This window comes from Verrucomicrobiia bacterium (genome assembly GCA_019694135.1).
Classification (GTDB): domain Bacteria; phylum Verrucomicrobiota; class Verrucomicrobiia; order JADLBR01; family JAIBCM01; genus JAIBCM01.
Genome location: JAIBCM010000001.1, coordinates 320,876 through 341,250 on the forward strand (window position 1 = coordinate 320,876; position 20,375 = coordinate 341,250).

The 20,375-nt window shown below is 42.1% G+C and carries 13 protein-coding genes; 9 read left to right on the forward strand and 4 right to left on the reverse strand.

Translation table 11 applies throughout. The features are described 5' to 3' along the window. Window positions 1-218 precede the first annotated feature (218 nt). Both K1X66_01570 and K1X66_01575 read left to right on the forward strand, forming a co-directional pair. Window positions 219-1,154 (forward strand): hypothetical protein, encoded by a 936-nt coding sequence (locus K1X66_01570; GenBank protein ID MBX7157064.1) that lies wholly within the window; start codon window positions 219-221, stop codon window positions 1,152-1,154. 182 nt (window positions 1,155-1,336) lie between these two features. Beyond that, window positions 1,337-1,789, forward strand: a complete 453-nt coding sequence (locus K1X66_01575; GenBank protein MBX7157065.1) for an acyl-CoA thioesterase — start codon at window positions 1,337-1,339, stop codon at window positions 1,787-1,789. A gap of 21 nt (window positions 1,790-1,810) precedes the next feature. Here K1X66_01575 and K1X66_01580 read toward each other — a convergent pair whose 3' ends face one another. Next, window positions 1,811-2,605, reverse strand: a complete 795-nt coding sequence (locus tag K1X66_01580; protein ID MBX7157066.1) for a hypothetical protein — start codon at window positions 2,603-2,605, stop codon at window positions 1,811-1,813. Window positions 2,606-2,764: 159 nt separating this feature from the next. Between K1X66_01580 and glmS the strand changes: the two genes are divergently transcribed. From glmS to K1X66_01610, 6 genes are all read left to right on the forward strand, one after another. Further along, window positions 2,765-4,609 carry a glutamine--fructose-6-phosphate transaminase (isomerizing) gene (glmS, locus tag K1X66_01585; protein MBX7157067.1) on the forward strand — a complete coding sequence of 615 codons (1,845 nt, stop codon included), beginning with the start codon at window positions 2,765-2,767 and terminating at the stop codon, window positions 4,607-4,609. 5 nt (window positions 4,610-4,614) lie between these two features. Continuing rightward, complete coding sequence (mtnP, locus tag K1X66_01590) at window positions 4,615-5,487, forward strand: S-methyl-5'-thioadenosine phosphorylase (GenBank protein ID MBX7157068.1); 873 nt, start codon at window positions 4,615-4,617, stop codon at window positions 5,485-5,487. 39 nt (window positions 5,488-5,526) lie between these two features. Next, complete coding sequence (locus K1X66_01595) at window positions 5,527-7,896, forward strand: VCBS repeat-containing protein (GenBank protein ID MBX7157069.1); 2,370 nt, start codon at window positions 5,527-5,529, stop codon at window positions 7,894-7,896. Window positions 7,897-8,033: 137 nt separating this feature from the next. Next, window positions 8,034-11,018 (forward strand): vitamin B12-dependent ribonucleotide reductase, encoded by a 2,985-nt coding sequence (locus tag K1X66_01600; protein MBX7157070.1) that lies wholly within the window; start codon window positions 8,034-8,036, stop codon window positions 11,016-11,018. Window positions 11,019-11,101: 83 nt separating this feature from the next. Beyond that, window positions 11,102-13,156 carry a thioredoxin domain-containing protein gene (locus K1X66_01605; protein ID MBX7157071.1) on the forward strand — a complete coding sequence of 685 codons (2,055 nt, stop codon included), beginning with the start codon at window positions 11,102-11,104 and terminating at the stop codon, window positions 13,154-13,156. Continuing rightward, window positions 13,153-13,575, forward strand: coding sequence for a DUF309 domain-containing protein (locus K1X66_01610; protein ID MBX7157072.1), 423 nt, complete (start codon window positions 13,153-13,155; stop codon window positions 13,573-13,575). Before K1X66_01605 ends, K1X66_01610 begins: the two co-directional genes overlap by 4 nt. A gap of 26 nt (window positions 13,576-13,601) precedes the next feature. On the opposite strand, the gene nadB is transcribed toward K1X66_01610, so the two are convergent. Further along, complete coding sequence (gene nadB, locus K1X66_01615) at window positions 13,602-15,212, reverse strand: L-aspartate oxidase (GenBank protein ID MBX7157073.1); 1,611 nt, start codon at window positions 15,210-15,212, stop codon at window positions 13,602-13,604. A 67-nt stretch (window positions 15,213-15,279) separates the two neighbouring features. Between nadB and K1X66_01620 the strand changes: the two genes are divergently transcribed. Beyond that, window positions 15,280-16,137: a UbiA family prenyltransferase gene (locus K1X66_01620; protein MBX7157074.1), complete on the forward strand. Its 858-nt coding sequence runs from the start codon at window positions 15,280-15,282 to the stop codon at window positions 16,135-16,137. Window positions 16,138-16,144: 7 nt separating this feature from the next. On the opposite strand, the gene K1X66_01625 is transcribed toward K1X66_01620, so the two are convergent. Continuing rightward, entirely contained in the window at window positions 16,145-18,688 is a 2,544-nt protein-coding gene (locus K1X66_01625; GenBank protein ID MBX7157075.1) for a hypothetical protein, read from the reverse strand. A gap of 55 nt (window positions 18,689-18,743) precedes the next feature. After that, the gene (locus tag K1X66_01630; protein ID MBX7157076.1) at window positions 18,744-20,330 is read right to left on the reverse strand and encodes a glucose-6-phosphate isomerase; all 1,587 of its coding nucleotides are present in this window, start codon (window positions 20,328-20,330) and stop codon (window positions 18,744-18,746) included. Window positions 20,331-20,375 lie beyond the last annotated feature (45 nt).

Sequence of the window (20,375 nt, forward strand, 5' to 3'; positions counted from 1 at the left end):
AAATAACTTATAAAAATAATTAAAAAATTTTGTAATTTTATTTGACAAAATTGTTTAATTAAGATAATTTTCTTAAAAATTAACATTTAAATATATTTTTATTATAAATGAACAAAAATGAAACAGATTCTAAATGGGTAGGAAGTTATTGGGATAATTCATTACCTCGTAATATCAAACTAAAAAATAAAACCTCCAACAGAAAGAAACGGAAAACTATGAAACATAAAAACCTCCACCTCATAGCATTAACCCTCTCCATGGTTATGGTAGGGGCTTCAAGCCGAGCTTATGAACTGGTGCCCTGCAGTAAAGACACCTCCATTCGCAATAATAGTATTTTTGTCCGAGGCGCATCGTCTTCGGTAAAAATCATTGCTCACAAAAGCCAAGCTTATTTAGAATTTCCTTTAAATAATGCCATCGCTTCATCACCCAAGATTAATCTTGTATTGCAGACTAAAGGAATCCGTAGAGCCAAAAATCTAACAGCCTTAGAAGTCACGGGAACATGGAATGAACGCAGTTTAGTTGCGCCTCATGGGGTTGGGCCTGTTAGAAGTATAGCGATTCCTATGCCTAAGCGCGGCGTGCTTAAGTTAGATGTCACCGATTTAGTCAAATCTCAAGCTGCTGCCGGCAAATCCAGTATTAACTTAGCTTTATCATTAGATCGCGGCGCTTTACAAGTCATGGCCCGTGAGTCGGGTTTAGGCGCACAATTAGAATTCTGCGGCAATAGCGGTGGCTCTACCTATAATAATGGCACAACCATTGTAAATAATAATATCACTAATATCACACCTGACACCGGCATCCTAGACATCAATGCCACAGTTAATATTAACTCCAATATTAACTTAAATGGTTCAGTCAAAATTGGAGACCTGACCATTAATAAACTTCTTAAAGTTAATGTTCACATTGAACCACCCCCAATCTTAGGCGGAATACTTTGGTCAACAGTTATCCCAAACATAACTCAACCCGGTGACATTATCTTATCGGTCAACGGATTTGGATTAACTGACAATCTCTTGCCGCTGGTTGAAGTCAACGCACAAGGTGATCTTCAAATCGGTATTAAGAACCTCAACCTCTTAAATATTCTTAATGTGACTCCTAAAGATCTGACTATTTGCATCTTACGATAATTTCCTAATCCTACCTAACCATCAGGGCGGCTTCTCTTCGGAGGAGTCGCCTTTTTATTAGCTATTAGCTTTTAATTTTTCATTCGTCAAGAACATATCTTAAAAAATAACAAAGGACCAGCTCACAAAAAGCTACACTATTTCCATTGGCTTACTGAAAATCTTTGATTAAATTTTCGCTAATGGATCTTAATTCACTACCCGAAACTCCCGAGCTCACCATTTCCGTACGAGCCTATTATTATGATACCGACGCGGGAGGAGTCGTTCACAACATTGCCTATTTGAGGTGGATTGAAGAAGCCCGCACTCGCCTTGCAGAACATTTGGGTTGGTCTTTAGAAACAATGGCCCAAGGCGAAGAAGTTCCCGTTGTCGCACGAACCGAAATCGATTATCTCCGCCCTGCCCGTTTGGGCGACACTCTCCAAATCCATAGCCAACTCATTCAACTCAAACGTGCCAGCTTCCAAATTGCTTTCACCCTAACCCGTCTCCCTGAGCAAACGCTTATGACCCGTTGTCAACAAACCCTAGCCACCATCCAATTAAAAACCGGCCGTCCCTGTGCCTCCCCTGAAGCTTGGCGAAAACGTTGGCCCCATTTAATTCTAAAAAAGGGTCTAAAAAACTGAAAGCCAACCACTGTAAACACTTTACGGCCTCTGTGGCATGGCATTCTGTGGGGTAATTGAACCATTGCCTTCCGCTAAATTCCACACTGAAGCCTTTGCGGATTCAGCTTCAGCAGCTTGATTTGTCACCTCTTGAACAAGTTTGCCCCTGACAGCAGCATTTCCGGCTACCGTTGGTTGATGCTCTTTTATAATCTCACTCCCCATCTCAATTACTGTATCCATTACGGGACTGAGAGGATTTTCCAAAAAATGAAGACCAGCATTTGCTGTATTAATAAGAGGTGTGGGTTGCCCCGTCACTATACCCGTCAACACTTCCTGAGGAGAAGCAGGAGATAGCGCTTCCATCACATCCCACGCATCGACAGGCTCTTCTTGATTTTCCAAAACAAGTGGCCCGCCAATTAAGGCTGCAGCACCACCACCACGATGAATATCCTTAGCTGCTTGTATACCAATTTCAACTTGCCCCAATCTACGAGTTGTCTGATTAACTAACTGATTGGCTAATGCTGTTAGGTTTGACGCGGCTTCTATAGCAGCGGGCTCGCCCGACAATTGCGCATCAGCAAGGGCTTGATAAGCCTCTGTTTTAATTTTTTTAGCTTCAACCACAGCGCCTCTAGCCAACCTAATATCCCTTTCTGCTAGAGCAAGCGTATTTTGGATGCTTTTCCCTGCATAACGTGGCATTTTAGAAGCCCGATTTGCAACGCGACTAACATTAGCGGCTGCCTGTTCAGACACTCGCCCAATTTCACGAATGTCACCAATAAGCCTAGCCACTCGCAGAAAAATAGTACTAACACTCATAGTTATAACCTCAAGAATTCGTCCAACAATTGGTTACTGCCAAGAATTAAACCCCAAAATGGTCGTGTGTCAAATGAACTTGCTATTTTTTCCTACATCTTCTCAAAATTTTCGCTTTTGCTTTATTAAATAAAATTCGCTAATGATCAATCATCGATTATGTGTGGCATTGTAGCATATTCAGGCGATAAAAAGGCGTATGACATCCTACTCCAAGGATTATATCGCCTGGAATATCGCGGTTACGACTCAGCGGGCATTTGCACGCTTAACGGAAGTCATTTCGATATCCAAAAAAAAGCAGGTCGTATCGACGCCCTAGCTCAACTGGTGAAAAAAAAACCGCCTCAAGGCATGTGCGGCATCAGTCACACTCGATGGGCCACGCATGGCGAACCCACTAATGACAACGCGCATCCTCACTTAGATCAATCTGGAAAATTGGCATTAGTGCACAATGGCGTCATCGAAAACTATCAAACTTTAAAAGATAAACTGCTCGCAAAAGGGCACACCTTTCACTCGCAAACGGACACGGAAGTTTTAGCTCACTTAATCGGCTATCATTACGATTCCATGCCCGAATCGCCCGAACGTTTGCTCAATGCCGTCAAAAAAGCGCTTCTTGAAGTCACCGGCACTTACGGCATTGCTGTACTACACACCGATCGCCCTGGCGAAATTATTGGCGCGCGACGAGGCAGCCCTTTGATTTTAGGCATTGGCGAAAAAGAATTATTTTTAGCAAGCGACGTCACGGCACTCGGCGCCTACACACAGCGCGTTATTTATCTCAATGATTTTGATATCGTTCAAATTCTGGGCAAAAATTACACACTGGAATCGCTTAACCAAAGTTCGATTGATCGTGAAATTTGCAGTATCGACTGGGATCCAGAATCCACCGACAAAGGCGAACATGACCATTTCATGCTCAAAGAAATTTTTGAGCAACCGGCATCTTTGGAGAATGCCATGCGCGGGCGTCTGGATTTGGAACAAGCGACAGCTAAATTTGGTGGTTTGAACTTGGAGGTGCACGCCCTCCGCACCATTGATCGCTTGATCATCACCGGCTGCGGCACTGCCTTGCATGCCGGCATGGTTGGAGAATATATCATTGAAGAATTAGCGCGCATTCCCGTAGAAATTGAAATTGCTAGCGAATTTCGTTATCGCAATTCACCCCTAGATAATCACACCCTGGCTTTTGCCATCAGCCAATCCGGCGAAACTGCTGACACCCTCGCTGCTATGCGTGAGGTGCAACGTAAAGGATTTCGCGCGTTAGGCATTTGTAATGTCGTAGGAAGCACCATTGCGCGAGAAAGTGATGGCGGAATCTTTCTTCACGCCGGACCCGAAATTGGCGTCGCCGCGACCAAATCGTTCACTTCCCAAACTCTTGTGATGGCTTTGCTCGCTCTCTTTTTTGGTCGACTTCGCCACCTTTCTTCTGTCCAAGGTCGCGAATTTTTAAACGCATTAAAAAAATTGCCGGAACAAACGGCAGAAATTTTGGAACAGCATTATCGCATTCAAACCTTAGCAAAAAAATATGCTTCTTCACAAAGCATGCTCTTCTTTGGACGTCAAGCCAACTATCCCGTAGCACTCGAAGGCGCCTTGAAAATGAAAGAGGTTTCTTACATTCATGCTGAAGGTTATCCCTCTGCCGAATTGAAACATGGCGTGATTGCTCTCATCACAGAAAAATTGCCAAGCTTGGTGATTTGTCCACAAGACGGCGTTTATGAAAAAAATTTGAGCAACATCCAAGAAATCAAAGCTCGCAAGGGCCCTGTCATCGCTATCGGCACACAAGGTGATAAAGAGTTAAAAAAACTAGCTGATGACGTGATTGAACTTCCTCAAACGCACGCCTTGCTTCAACCCATTCTCAATGTCATTCCACTACAACTTCTCGCTTACTACACCGCGGTCTATTTAGGACGCGATGTCGACAAACCACGAAACTTAGCAAAAAGCGTGACGGTTGAATAAATTTCATGGCAACTCAGCCCTTAGCAGAAATCGGCGTCATTGGCGGCACCGGACTTTATGAAATTGACGCTTTAAAAAATTCGAAATGGATCACCCTCAAAACGCCTTGGGGCAAACCTTCCGACGAATTTCTAGTAGGTGAAATCACAGGTCGTCAGGTTGCTTTTTTGCCGCGACATGGGCGACATCATCATTTGCTACCAAGCGAAATCAATCATCGCGCTAACATTTACGCAATGAAAACTCTTGGCGTAACACGAATTCTCAGTGTGAGTGCCGTGGGCTCTTTAAAAGACGAGCTAACACCTGGCACGTTTGTCACTCCTAGTCAATTTTTTGATCGCACCAAACGTTCCCCAGAACACACTTTTTTCGGCGACGGCATCGTAGCTCACATCACTTTTGCTCAACCCATTTGTCCGCAACTTCAGACTTTGCTTTATGAAACCGCCTCCGTTACTGGTCCCGCTTTCCTAGGCGGCACCTACGTCAATATCGAAGGCCCCTCGTTTTCGACACAAGCAGAATCTCAAACCTATCACCGTGCCGGCTTTGATGTTATCGGAATGACGAATTTAGGCGAAGCTAAATGCGCACGTGAAGCCGAGATATGTTACGCAACCTTGGCCATGGTAACCGATTACGATTGTTGGCACGAAAGCCACGCTGCCGTCACTGCGGCCATGGTCATGGAACTTTTGAAAAAAAATATTTCACGTGCCCAACAAATCCTGCTTCACACAATCGAAAAAATGCCCCACGAAAGCAGCTGCAAATGCCAGCGCACCCTAAAAAACGCTATTGTCACACCGCGCGCTCACTGGCCAGAAGCGTCTCTTGTTCGTCTTCAATCTATCCTAGAAAAATATCTCAAATAAAAGTTGCAATGTTTTGATCAAATCAAATATTGTTTGTTTATGAAAATTTCATTCTCCAATTTTCCTTCCAAAAAAAAATTTCACTGTATCGGACTCGGTCTTTACCTTGGCTTGCTTACTTTTTCGTCGTCAGCTCGCACTTATGTAAACACGATTTTTCCCTTCAATCAGGCTCCCACCACAACTCGCACCGAAATTGGTGGAATTACCCATGATTCGCAAGGCAACATGCTGGTGGCGGGAACTGCACTCGGTGCAGCAACGTTTCAATTTGAAACAGGTTCCGACAAGAAAAAGTTAAGCTTCCAAAATCCCATGCAAGCATTTGTCGCAAAATACAATCGCGCAGGAAAATTACTCTGGGTCAAAACCTGGACACATGTTGGAGATCTGGGCGCCACACCAACCGTTCGGGCACAAGCTATCACATTAAATGCGAATGACGAAATTTTTATCGCAGGCAACTTTAGTCGCATTGTAGATTTTGATCCAGGAGCTGGTGTTTATTCACTTAGCACGATTAAGGAGAATGCTTATGACGATAACGATTTATTTTTACTAAAATTAAATAAAGACGGTAACTTTCTTTGGGTCAAAACAGCCAGTGCAGGCAAAGATTTTGTAAATTTAATTCCCAACGACATCACCTTGGATAAACAAAACAATATCATTATTACTGGACTACAAGGCGATATTAAAGATCCTACCCTTATCAATCACACTTTTGTTAAAAAATTCAACAGTCAAGGCAACGCGCTTTGGACAAAAACTATTTTTGCCAACACTTCCATTGATAACACCATTAAAAGAGTGGTTGTAGCGGAGGCGCTCGTCACCGATAGTAACAATAATATTTATTTAGGTGGCGAGTTTAGAAGCACCGCTGATTTTGATCCGGGCAATGGCAAATTTGAACTGAAAAGTTCAGGATATGATGGTTTTCTTTGTCGACTAAGTGCTAATGGCGACTTTGTCTGGCTGAAACGAATTGGCGGAAGTGGTGATGACGCGATTAAATCTGTCACGATTGATAAAAATTACAAACTTCTCATCGGCGGTGAATTTAGCGGAAGTGTAGATTTTAATCCAGCTCTCGGAATAGATTTACACACAACTTCTGGCTTTAAAGATGCTTTTCTTAGTCAGTTCAGTCTCAATGGCGCTTATAACTGGACCAAAACTTTTGGCGGACCACAAAGCACAACCACGCTCTATGATTTGGCCATTGACCAACAAAATAATATTCTCGGCGTTAGTTTGTCAGCCCCCATTTTCGCCAACTCTGCCAAAATTGATCTAGATCCCGATTCGATTAAAACAAGCTTTTTCACCATTAAATCCCCTTATCTTTTTACCTCCAAATTTTCTAATAATGGCACCTATCTTTGGGGAAGAGGCATTGAAGTCTTTGATACAGGCGGTGTGTTTAGTCCACCTAACATTTCTGTTAATTCCGAAAACTTCATCGCTTTCGGTGGAACCTTTAAAGGCAAAACCGATTTCGATCCTTCACCTAGTGGTGGCAGCTTGCTGCTCGGATATAATGAAATTCCCGTCTTCTGCTCCTTCGCCATGGAACTTAATAAAAATGGTTATCTCATGCGGCCAGCCCATGACATCAGTGGCGACCACAATTCTGAAATCCTTTGGCAAAACCAAACCAATTACGCGGCTCAAATGGATATCATGACTTATGACGCCAACCAAAACGTGCCACAATATATTCTGGGAGTTAAATTAACTCCTCCTGACACCACCAATAATTGGATTCTCTTCGGCAGCGGCGATTTTAATAGCGATGCCCGACCCGACATCGTTTGGTGGACCAGTCGTCGCACTGATAAGAAAAATTTTTGGGCAGTTTCTTTGATGAATGGATTTCAACCTAGTAGCCATGTCATTAAAGAAGTCTCACCTGTTTGGGAGCTAGCTTGTATCGGCGATTTTGATGGCGATACTCAATCCGATATTCTTTGGCACAATCGCGACACGCACCAATACCAAATCAATTACATGAACAATCTTAACATATCATTAACTCAACAGCTTCTTGATTCCTTACCAGCAAATCAATTTGTTAAAGCTTGTGGTGATTTTGATCGCGATGGTTATCTCGATCTTGTTGTTCAAAATCAAGACACTGGCGATGTTTACATCCATTTTTTAGAAAATTATAAACTCAAAAATATTCCTAACAATCCTGCACTGTTAAAAAATGTTTCCCTCAACCCTGTTTGGGCAGTAGCCGGCTCGGGTGACTTCAATCAAGACGGACACGACGACTTAGTATTCCAACTCAATTTTCTGCCTAACACACGATCCATCGATTTCGTGAAAACTAATACTGTCACAAAAGCTTCTGCTTTAACCACTCAACTACCTTGGGTTTGGAAAATTCATAATCACTAAAAGTTGTTAACAAATTCAAAGAGTCAAGCCATTTAAAAAAATATTTTTTTTAAATTTATTTTGACGCTGCTCACAACAACGTTAGAATTTTATATGAAACGAATTTTTTTGTTAAAAAACCTTTACTCTAAACTCCCATGATTGCAGTCAAAAACAATTTAAAATCAAACACTTATAACGAAAATATTAAATTCAACCCTCCTTCTTCCAAAACTTTAAAAAAAACTAAAAAAAATCTTAATCCCAAGCTTACTTTTTCTCCAACATTTGCCGCATCATCGAAACATCCTTTTGATGAAATCGAATGGGAAAAACGCACCGCAGAAATCACCGATGACAGTGGTAAAATTATTTTCAAACAAGAAAATGTAGAAGTGCCAAAATTCTGGAGCGCACTCGCAACTAAAATCGCCGTTTCAAAATATTTTTATGGCGACATTCAAGCTGGTACCGATCCCACACAAAACGGTCGCGAAACTTCCATTCGACAACTCGTCCATCGCGTGACTCGCACGATCGCCGATTGGGGCATTCAAGACGGCTATTTTCAAACTCCTAACGATGCTGAAAATTTTTATCACGATCTCACTTGGCTCTGCGTCAATCAATACGGCGCTTTTAACAGCCCTGTCTGGTTCAACGTTGGGTTATGGCATCAATACCACATCGGGACCGACGGCGATCTGGGCAACTACTTCTACAATCGCACTACGGGTAAAGCCGAGCGTGCCAACACGCAATATGAATACCCGCAATGCAGCGCCTGCTTCATTCAAACCGTGCAAGATAATATGGAATCCATCATGGAATTGGCTCGCAGTGAAGCGATGCTTTTCAAATTTGGTTCCGGCACTGGCACCGATCTTAGCCCCTTACGATCGACTCGTGAAAAACTTAGCGGTGGCGGCAAACCCAGCGGTCCTCTTTCATTTCTCAAAGTCTACGATCAAATTGCCAACGTCGTAAAATCGGGAGGGAAAACTCGACGCGCTGCCAAAATGAACACATTAAAAGATTGGCATCCTGACATCGAAGAATTTATCGAAGCCAAACCCAAGGAAGAAAAAAAGGCCTGGGCACTAATCGAACAAGGTTATGATGGCAGTTACAACGGCGAAGCTTACGGCTCCGTCATGTTTCAAAATGAAAATCTTTCCGTGCGTGCGAGCGATACTTTCATGCAAGCGGCCGTAGATAAAAAAGAGTTTTGGACACGCCATGCAAAAGATGGGAAACCGTGCGAAAAAAAGGATGCCAACGCCTTGCTTCATAAAATCGCGGAAGGCACCTGGCTCTGTGGTGATCCGGGCCTGCAATTTGATGACACCATTCATCGCTGGCACACTTGCAAAGGCACCGATCGTCAACATAGCACTAATCCTTGTTCAGAATATCTTTTCCTGAACGACACTGCTTGCAATCTCGCCTCTCTCAACTTGCTAAAATTTAAAAAACCAAACGGCTCCTTTGACATTAAAAAATTCAAAGCTGCCATTCGTCTATTCATTACCGCTCAAGAAATTCTCGTCGATAACGCGAGCTATCCCACCGCTTCCATTGCAGAAAATTCTCATATCTTTCGAACCCTGGGATTAGGCTATGCTAATCTTGGCGCTTTAACCATGAGCTACGGTTATGGTTACGACTCCAATCAAGCACGCGGACTCGCGGGCGCCCTCACCTCCATCTTAACTGGACACGCCTATGAAGTAAGCGCAGAAATTGCCGAAGCAGTTGGTCCCTTTCCTGGTTATCACGATGCACGGTGCAACGGCGTCAGCAAAACACTTCAACCAAACAATGTCGAATCCATGCTTGAAGTCATTCGCTTGCATCGTTCTTATGTTGAAAAAATTGACTCTTCTTGCCCTAAAGAGCTCGTGGAAGAAGCGCGCTATTGTTGGGATCATGCGTTGCAAATTGGCCAACGTCACGGCTATCGCAATGCTCAAGTCACTGTCCTCGCTCCTACTGGCACCATTGGCTTTTTAATGGATTGCGACACTACGGGCATTGAACCGGATATCGCTTTAGTTAAATACAAACTTCTCGCTGGCGGTGGCATGCTCAAGATTGTGAACCAAACTGTTCCACTGGCACTGCGCGCTTTGGGTTACACGGAAACTCAAATTTCTAGCATCGTTCAACACATTGACCATTACGACACCATTGAAGACATTGAAGAAAAAGGAACAAAAATTCCCAGCGGCTTAAAACCTGAACATCTTTCTGTTTTTGACTGCGCCTTCAAACCGGCCAATGGAAAACGCTCGCTCCATTATCGCGCCCACATCCAAATGATGGCTGCTTGCCAACCTTTTCTTTCCGGCGCGATCTCCAAAACAGTCAATCTACCCAACCACGCCACAGTTGAAGATATTATGAACACCTACATCGAAGGATGGCGACTGGGACTAAAAGCTATTGCCATTTATCGTGACGGCTCAAAACGTTCTGCCCCCTTAAACACTGCAAAAACCAAAGATATGGGAGCAGCGCAAGCGGCAGAAGAAAAATTAAATGCCCGCCGTCGCATGAGCGACACGCGTTGGTCAATTACTCACAAATTCGATATTGCCGGTCACGAAGGTTATCTAACCGTTGGCCTGTTCGATGACAAACAGCCTGGTGAACTTTTTATCACGATGGCCAAGGAAGGTTCCACCATCGGCGGCTTAATGGACACTATCGGAACACTCGCCTCCTTAGCGCTTCAATATGGCGTCCCCATCGAAGCCATGGTGAAAAAATTTGCTCACTCTCGATTTGAACCAAGCGGCTTTACCAAAAATCCCGACATCCCCGTTGCCAAATCCATTCCCGATTACATCTTTCGTTGGCTTGGCAATCAATTCGTTTCCGGCTATCGCGAAGCCAATTCACCTAACCGCAGCCAACCTGAACTTCCACTTCCTGGCATTCAGGAAATCGAAAAAAAAGTGGTTAACAAAACCGTTTCCACTCTGGAACGAACCGCTGACGAAACTTCGAGTGAACATCACGAACTCACCATTCGCTTCCGCGACGGCATGGTCTGTCCTGAATGTGGCAGCAGCAAAATCAAGCATACTGGCACATGCGCCACCTGTTTAAATTGCGGGGCGAGTTTGGGTTGCTCATAAAACAAATTTGCACACGAAACGAACTCGCCTATCCACGAGCGTCTCGCTTGTTTTTCATCCAGATTCCGGCATTTTAGTAGTTGATGGCACACTCTCATCCCAATCATTTAGCCAAAGAAAAAAGCCCTTATCTTTTGCAACACGCTTACAATCCAGTGGATTGGTTTCCTTGGGGAAAAGAAGCTTTTCAAAAGGCAAAGAAAGAAAATAAACCGATTTTTTTGAGCATCGGTTACTCCACTTGCCATTGGTGTCATGTCATGGAGCGAGAATCGTTTGAAAATCATGATGTAGCAAATGTGCTTAATGAACATTTCGTTTCCATCAAAGTCGATCGTGAAGAGCGTCCCGATATCGACAAAATTTATATGACCGCGGTGCAACTGCTCGGTCAAGGCGGGGGTTGGCCGCTTTCCGTTTGGTTAACGCCTGATTTGAAACCTTTTTTTGGCGGCACTTATTTTCCTCCCACCAACCGCCATGGTCGCATTGGCTTCATTGAACTTCTCAACAAACTCAATACTGTTTGGCAACAAGAACACGATAACGTTTTTCAGTCAGCGCAAGAAATTTCCAATCATCTGCAACGTTATGCCGCTTCGGGCGAAACTTCAGTCGATCCCATCAATAATCAACCTCTCAAACTTACTTCGGAACATTTTCGATTTTCTTACGATGCGTGCTATGGGGGTTTCGGAAGCGCTCCCAAATTTCCGCGACCCGTTACACTTCATTTTTTAGCCCGTTATGCCAAACACTACCAAAATGAAGAAGCCAAAACGATGGTGTTTCACACTCTGACCATGATGGCCAAAGGCGGTATTTACGATCAAATGGGTGGTGGTTTTTCGCGTTATTCGGTCGATGAAAAATGGCTTGTGCCCCATTTTGAAAAAATGCTTTATGACAACGCTCAATTAATTAACAGTTATCTAGATGCTTATCAGTTAACGGAAGATCCTCAATTAAAAGAATTTTTTGCTTTTGTCGTGCACGACACGATTAATTATTTATCTCGCGATATGTCTTCACCTGCAGGAGCTTTTTATTCTGCCGAAGACGCCGATAGCGAGGGGCGTGAAGGCGCTTTTTATGTGTGGTCACCCACACAAATTCGTGAAGTATTGGATGAAAAAGAGGCAGAACTAGCGATTCGTTTTTTAGGCATAACCCAAATGGGAAATTTTGAAGATCATAGCGCTCCAAATAAAAATATCCCTTCGCAAAATGTGTTAAGCCAAGTGATCTCTCTCAACAAAGAGGAAGCTCAACTCTGGCCAATCATTCGAAAAAAACTTTTGCTGCACCGCGAAAAACGCCCTCGACCTCATCGCGATGATAAAATTTTAACTTCCTGGAATGGTTTGTTAATTAGTGCCTTGGCTCGCGCAGGCGCGATTTTACAAGAAACGAAATATATTCATGCCGCTATTCAAACAGCCAATTTTCTGCAATCGCAGCAATATGAAACACAATCGCGTCATCTCTACCACAGCTATCGCGATGGCGTTTCCGATAAAAAAGGCATGCTCGACGATTATGTTTTTCTCGCGCAAGGATTGATCGATTTGTATGAAGCTACTTTTGAAAGAAAATGGTTAGACTGGGCAAACGAACTCACTGAAACGATTCTTCAACGATTTGAGGACAAAAAATTAGGCGGTTTTTTTATGACCGATGGCCAAGACGATTCCTTATTGATTCGTATCAAAGAAGATTACGATGGGGCAGAACCCTCGGGCAATTCTGTTGCAGCATTGGTTTTAATTAAACTCGGAAGAATGTTGCAACGCGATGATTTTTTACAATCCGCAGAAAAAATATTGCGCTTTTTTTGGTCGCGCTTGTTAAAAATACCGGAAGCGGTTCCCCATTTTGCTTCGGCATTGGAAGCTTGGTTAAACCCACCCCACCAACTCATTTTTTCTGGAGATTTAAAAAGCGAAATAGGAGAAAAAATGCTGCGAGAAGTAAGAAAACAATTCTTGCCCAATCTTTTTTTACTCCATGCAGAATCGGCTCCTAAAGAATTTAAATTGGATAAAAATCAAGTAACCGCTTATTTATGTCATGATTTTCAATGTGAACTTCCCATTATGGATGCTTCCACATTGAAGAAAAAAATAGCGGAGTTATGAAAGTGACACATAAAAGCCCACGCATTGAAAAATTAATCGCAGACTGCCAAGGTCAATCGATGCCAGCCCATTATTTGGGTTATTTTAAATGTTTCGATGTTAGCCTTTATTATGAAGCGCACGATGTTTTGGAAGAGTTGTGGCTCGGTTCGCTCGGTGGCGATTATTTTTATTTTAAAGGCCTTATTCAAGTGGCGGGCGCTTTCGTGCACTTGCAAAAGGATCGTTTAAACCCAGCAGCCTCTCTGTTCCGATCGAGTCGCCGTTATCTTTTGCCTTTTCGTCCACGTTATTTAAATTTTGAAGTCGGTGAACTATTGGAATTATGTCTGCCTTATCAGCAGCTTTTGGAAAACCAAAAGAAAAATCCTCTTACGGAATTAGGTGTTCCCAAAATTTCGCATTGGCTAAAATGCTAAAAATAAAGCGCTAGAGAGTTTTTATTTTAACTCGTTTCTGAAATAACAATGGTGTCTTTTGCCGCGGTTTTTGTTTGGGGATAATCCAGCGTGTAATGCAATCCTCGACTTTCTTTGCGTTTTAAAGCGCATTGAACAATAAGTTGAGCAACTAGCGCCAAATTTCGCAATTCCAAAAGATCGCTGGTCAATTTAAAGTTCCAATAAAATTCTTGGATTTCGCGATCTAAATTTTTGAGTCGCGAAGCTGCGCGTTGCAAACGTTTGTTGGTGCGAACAATGCCAACGTAATCCCACATAAGTCGACGAATTTCATCCCAGTTATGGCTCACCACAACCCGTTCATCAGGATCAGAAACGTTTCCTGATTCCCAAGCTGGAATATCAATTTTTTCTGAAAAAGGGATCAATTTGGATAAAGTCTGAGCCGCTTTATGGGCTACGACCAAAGCTTCGAGAAGTGAGTTACTCGCTAAACGGTTGGCGCCATGCAAACCGGTGCAAGCCACTTCACCAATAGCAAAAAGATGGGAAATATTTGTGGAACCATCCAATTCGGTCATGACACCACCGCATTGGTAATGAGCCGCAGGCACCACGGGAATAGGTTGCCGAGTGATATCGATGCCATATTTTAAACAGGTGTGATAAATATTAGGAAACCGATCGAGAATAAAATCTTTTCCTTTGTGACTGATATCCAAGTAAACGCAATCATCGCCCGTGCGTTTCATTTCAGCATCAATAGCTCGCGCTACAATGTCGCGAGGCGCCAACTCTTTTTGGGGATCGTAACGTTCCATGAAAGATTCGCCGTTTTGTAACATGAGGCGACCTCCCTCCCCTCGCACGGCTTCGCTAATGAGAAAAGATTTCGCTTTAGGATGGTAAAGACAAGTGGGATGAAATTGGATGAATTCCATGTTAGCAATTTTTGCCCCGCAGCGATAAGCCATCGCGACGCCATCGCCAGTAGCAATATCGGGATTGGTGGTATAAAGATAAACTTTTCCGCAACCTCCTGTGGCTAAAATCGTGGCAGTGGCTTGAAAGGTGATAACCTCTTGAGTATGACGATCAAAGACGTAAGCGCCTAAACACTGGTTATCGCCAGTTAGTTTTAAATCTTTCGTAGTAATCAGATTAATGGCGAGATGATTTTCAAAAATTTTAATGTTGGTATGATTTTCAATCGCGTGAAGAAGTGCTTTTTCAATTTCACGACCCGTGATATCCTTAGCATGAAGGACGCGCCTTTTAGAATGTCCACCCTCTTTACCAAGATCAAATTCCCGTTTACCTGAAGCTTCGAGCGAATTTCTCTCAGCAAAAGCCATTCCTAATTCAATCAGTTTTTTTATGCAAGCCGGTCCCTCTTGCACAATGGCATGCACCACTGCCTCTTTGCACAGCCCCGCGCCTGCTTCTAATGTGTCTTTCACATGAAGAACAAAGGAATCTTCGGAAGACGTTACACAAGCAATGCCGCCTTGGGCGTAGTTAGTATTAGATTCTGCACGATCTTTTTTTGTAACAATCGCTACTGACCCCGATTGCGCCAAATCTAGCGCTAAAGACAATCCGGCAATACCGCTTCCTAAAATAAGATAATCAAAAGATTGATAGCGGGTTGACATGCGTATTGAGATTTCATTTAAATATTAACAATGGTTATTTGTTTTTCAAACTCTATAAAAATGAATCATGTTAAAAAAGCTGTTGTTAAGTTTGAAAGTGTCCAGGCCGGGACTTTGGTTTCAAACGCTATGGCTTTATCTTTTGCCAACCGCTCAAAATCCTTCTTATTTTGAAAATTATAACTTTTGGTTGGGGTTAGTTTACGTTCTCTTTCCTTTAAATTTCTTAGTTTATGGACTAAACGATTTGGCAGATTGGAAAATCGATCAATACAATCCACGAAAAAATAGTTATTTATTTGGAGCGAAAATTCAGCCTCCTGACTTTAAATTTTTAATTTGGGCAATGGCGCTTACTCAAATTTTTTTTTGGATTTTACTGTTATTAAGACAAGAAAATTTATGGCATGTATTAATTGCTATTTTAATCGTAAACGTTCTTTACAATTTACCAAAATGGGGTTTGCGAGCTCGTCCTCCTTTTGAACTCTTTAATCAGTTGGGTTATTTATTAGTGTTGCCTTTTTCTATACTACTCAATCAAACTGCTCTTTTGCCATGGCCAACCATTTTATATCTCGTGCTTTTTTGTACCCATGCCCATTTAATGGGCGAAATCATGGATGTTGCTTCTGACAAATGCGCCGGACGAAAAACATCGGCTGTTTTTTTGGGGATCAAAACAACTAAATTTACTATCATTATCTTGGTTGCTCTTGAAAGTTTTTGGCTCTGGCATTTTTTTAAAGAAACGGTGTTAAGTTTATTTTTATTACTAGGCGTCGTTTGGTTGCTGCTTGACGTTTTAGTTTTGTATCAAGACAGAAATTATACTCGAAAAGAATTCAATCTTTTAGGGTATGGATTAAATATTTCCGGCTACGCCAGCATTGTCTGGGTTTGGTTATCTGGAAAATTAAACTAACTTCAATTTATTTCGGTCCCACAATTTTTCCAAGAGGTTTAGTATCGAGGATTGGTTCAGCCAATGTGGTTCCACCATAAGTGATCACTCCTGCTTTTTTGCCTTTTTGAAGAATGATACGAGGCCCATTAGTGCTCAACGCGTCAGGATTTGGCAAGGCACCAACAATTTTATATTTTTTGTCTAACACAGGGCCCGTGCCAGGTTGAGCACTAGATAAATTCGTCCATGGCAATGAAGAAGGCAAATCGTAAGTGAAAAGTTTTTTCTTTTTCGCCATCAAAAAAGTTTTGGAAGAATTTGTATTTGAGCTTATCCCATCAAACAAAGCCACGATTGGAGGAAAGGCCTTTTGCAAATCACCCAAAGCAAAAAAACTGTAACCCGGCGAAAGCAATGCCCCCAACGTTTTACCTTTTTGTGTAATAATGTCGGCCAACCCATCATTATTAATATCACCCGAAGCACGCACTTTGGTCTTTTTGTCAGGCAACGATCCAATACCAATTGTCGCCAACGCTGTAAAATTAGAATCCACTTGTAATGCAGAAAGAGCCGTACCCTGACGCATAATAATAGCATTAGTTCCTTTAATTAAATTAGCAGCAACCACACGATGTTTTTTAGAAGGAAGTTCCAAAGTTTTTTCAGGACTAAATGTGCCATTAGTAAGATAACGAATTAATGTAACCACTTGCTTTTTCTGAGCTAAAAGATCCGGAGAACCGTCTCCATCAAAATCACCTGCGAAATAAGTCGAGTTAGTTACAGGAGGAATAATCGGTGCTTCAACTTTTATGGTAAGATTGGTAGAGGCAAAACCCGCTTCATTAGTTACCAATAAAGTCATCGTATACTCAAGAGGCAGATTAGGCACACCAGAAATCTGGTTCGTATTTAAAGTTGCCCAATCCGGTAACCCTGCCACATCAAAACCTGTGAAGGGACCATTTTGAGCAGTAATCGTATAATTAAAAGGCTTACCTAATGGAGTTGTTATATTAGTCGCACTCGTAATCAAAGGCAGAGCTGCCACAACTGAATAGAGCTCAACTTTTCCGTCTGTTTCTTGATCAGCCAAATAATAAAGGCGTGTACTTTTATTATTAATATTAAAATCTACCACATTGCCACCCGATACCAAATTTGCATTTACTCTTACAGCTGGACTCGAACCATCCTGTGGAACAGAAAAAAGTTCGTCTTGATTATTCATGACTTGATCCGCGAGATAAAAAACTCTCTTATGAACGCCATCTAAAAGAAATCGATCCACGTCTCCACCAATCGCTAGATTAGGATTAAGTCGAACAGGAGGCTGATTGGCGTCTAACGGAGTACTAAAAATCTCGGTAACATTAGGAGAAAGAGCATCGCCCATATAAACAATACGCGCATTCTCATCTGTAACTTCATATTTAAAAATATTTCCCTGATTTTGCATAATGCCATTCAAAACCGTGTTCATTCCACCAGAAATAGGAACACCAAAAATTTCAAGCTTATCATTCATGTTTTGATCGGCTCGATATACGACAGTTTGCGAATTGGGACTAATCACAAGGTCATAAACATCTCCCTGTGGAGGAAGAGGTCCATTCAAAACAGTGGAAACCTGAGCATCAATTGCATAAGAAATAATATTAAAATCTCCAGGTTGAACCTGGCTCGCAATATAAACTAAGTTCGATTTATCCGGTGACAATTCGTAATTAGAAAAAATAGCTCCTCCATTGGGCAAAGGCAGACTAATTTTTTGTAAATTGCCACCACTTAAATTAACCTGATAAAGTTCAGTTTCTGTTGTATCTTGAAACGCACGGTAAATCACTTGATTATCGGATAAAAATTTAAAATCAAACACCTGTTGTCCTGGCATATAGTCTGGACACAATTTAGTGATGAGCCCCCCACTTAGTTGAACAGAAAAAATTTCTGAAAAAAATTGAGGAATCACTTTTGCCGTAAACACAAGAGTCAACGCGTTATCCGTAATCTTCATTCCATCCACGTTATAAAGCCCCCCTGTTAAATTAAGCGTGTTAGTGCTTGTAATGGAATTTACATAAATATCATACACATCTACGTTATCCACATTCGCCCAATAAATCACTCTTTGACTATCTGGCGAAATTTGGAAATTAAGCACATCACGATCTGGCGCTGGGAAACTGGGATTCAGTTTCAATGGAACTCCTCCTGAGGTTAAAACACTAAAAAGCTCCATGCTATCATCAACATTTTTATCAGCTAAAAAAACAACTCTTAATCCATCAGGAGACACTTGATAATCCACAACATCTCCCCCCGCAACAAGACCGTCATTGAGATTAGTAACAACTTTAGTTAAAGCATTAACGCTATAAATATCAAATTGCCCAGTTCCATTCACATCTGCCACATAAACAATCCTATCACTATTAATATCTTTTCCAAACAAAGCAGATTGCACGGTTCCATTCATTGCCAAAGGTTGATTTAATTTCGTAATAGCTGACAACCATTGACACCCTATCCATAACAAAGAAAAAACTAACCATCCTTTTTTCATTTCAGAATCCTCCAATAAAAAAATTTTTTTAAGTTTATCACTTCACAAGTTCTTTTCAAAGCGCTTTCTCAACAAAATAAAAACTGGCTTTATCCGGCTCTAACAAATGAGTGGCCTGTATTATTGAATAATTTGCAACCAAGTGCACCAGAAGATGATAAACAGCCTCAGGCTCCACCTGCAACTTGTCCGAAAGAGCAGCGGCACTTAATTTCTGTCCACCTTTCAATTCTGCAAAAACTCTTTGCTGCAACTTTAATAAATCAGAAGCCGCCTTTTTTCCAGCTTCGACCCCGGGTTGATGATAAGCATTAATATTCACCAACAAGGCATAAAACCCAACTGCCCTTTCAAATAACGCAATCAAAGCGCCCAAATAAAAAGCATTAAGTTCAGGAATACTAATCGTTATTGATTCGCGACCCCTCTCATAAAGCGCTTGCCGCGTGCCACGCAAAAACCCGTTTAGATAATCGCCACTAACTACCCCAGGCTCCATTTCTGGAGATGACGCAGAACGCTTTTTTCTGACTTCAATAAACGTTACAAAAAAATTATTCAATCCATCTCGCAACTGCTGCACGTAAGCATGTTGATCCGTAGAGCCCTTATTGCCATAAACAGCAATTCCTTGATGTACAATTTTACCCTCTAAATCCTTTTCCTTACCCAAAGATTCCATAACCAACTGTTGTAGATATTTACTAAAAAGCATCAACCGATCAAAATAAGGCAAAATCACCATATCCTTTTCGCCACAACCTTTGCCCGCATCATACCACATCAGCGCCAACAGCATCGCCGCATTTTTTCTCGTCTCAGAAACTCGCGTGTAAGCATCCATCTTAGCAGCGCCAGCCAAAAATTCCTGAATCGAAAAACCCTGTAACGCAGCAGGCAACAACCCGACCGCACTCATCACCGAGGTTCGCCCCCCCACCCAATCCCACATCGGAAAACGCGCCAACCATTTTTCCTTTTTTGCCACCTCATCCAATTCACTTCCCTCACCCGTCACCACAACCGCTTGAGGAGCAAACGCCACACCTTTTTTCTCAAAAAAAGCCTGTGTTTCCAACATTCCGTTACGCGTCTCCTTCGTGCCACCCGATTTAGAAATCACAATCACCAACGTTTCTTTCAAACGATTTTCCAAGCGATGAAAAATACGATCAAATCCATCGGGATCGGTGTTATCCATAAAATAAATCTCAAGCGCGTCCCGATGCGATCCCAAAGCGTCCGCCATCAACTGAGGCCCCAAAGCGGAACCGCCAATGCCAACGAGCAAAATGTTTTTAAATGCTAGCCCCGCAGAACTTTTAATTTCACCTCGATGAACTCTATTCGCAAAATCTTCAATCGCCTTTTTTGTTTCTTCAATATTCTTTTTAATCGTTACATCGGGCGCTAAACTAGAATTCCTTAACCAATAATGTCCCACCTCACGATTTTCATCAGGATTTGCTACCGCGCCTACCTCCAGCTCTTTCATCTGCTCATAAGCTCGGGCAATCTTCGGTTCCATTCGTTCAAAAAACGAATCTTCAAAATTCATCCGACTAATATCCAACGAAAATCCGATCTCCTCATAAGCAAGAAAATATTTTTGAAAACGTAACCAAAGCTTTTCTTTTTCCATAATTTACCTTTTCTGTATGCTTTTCGTTCTGAGCAAAGAATTCAA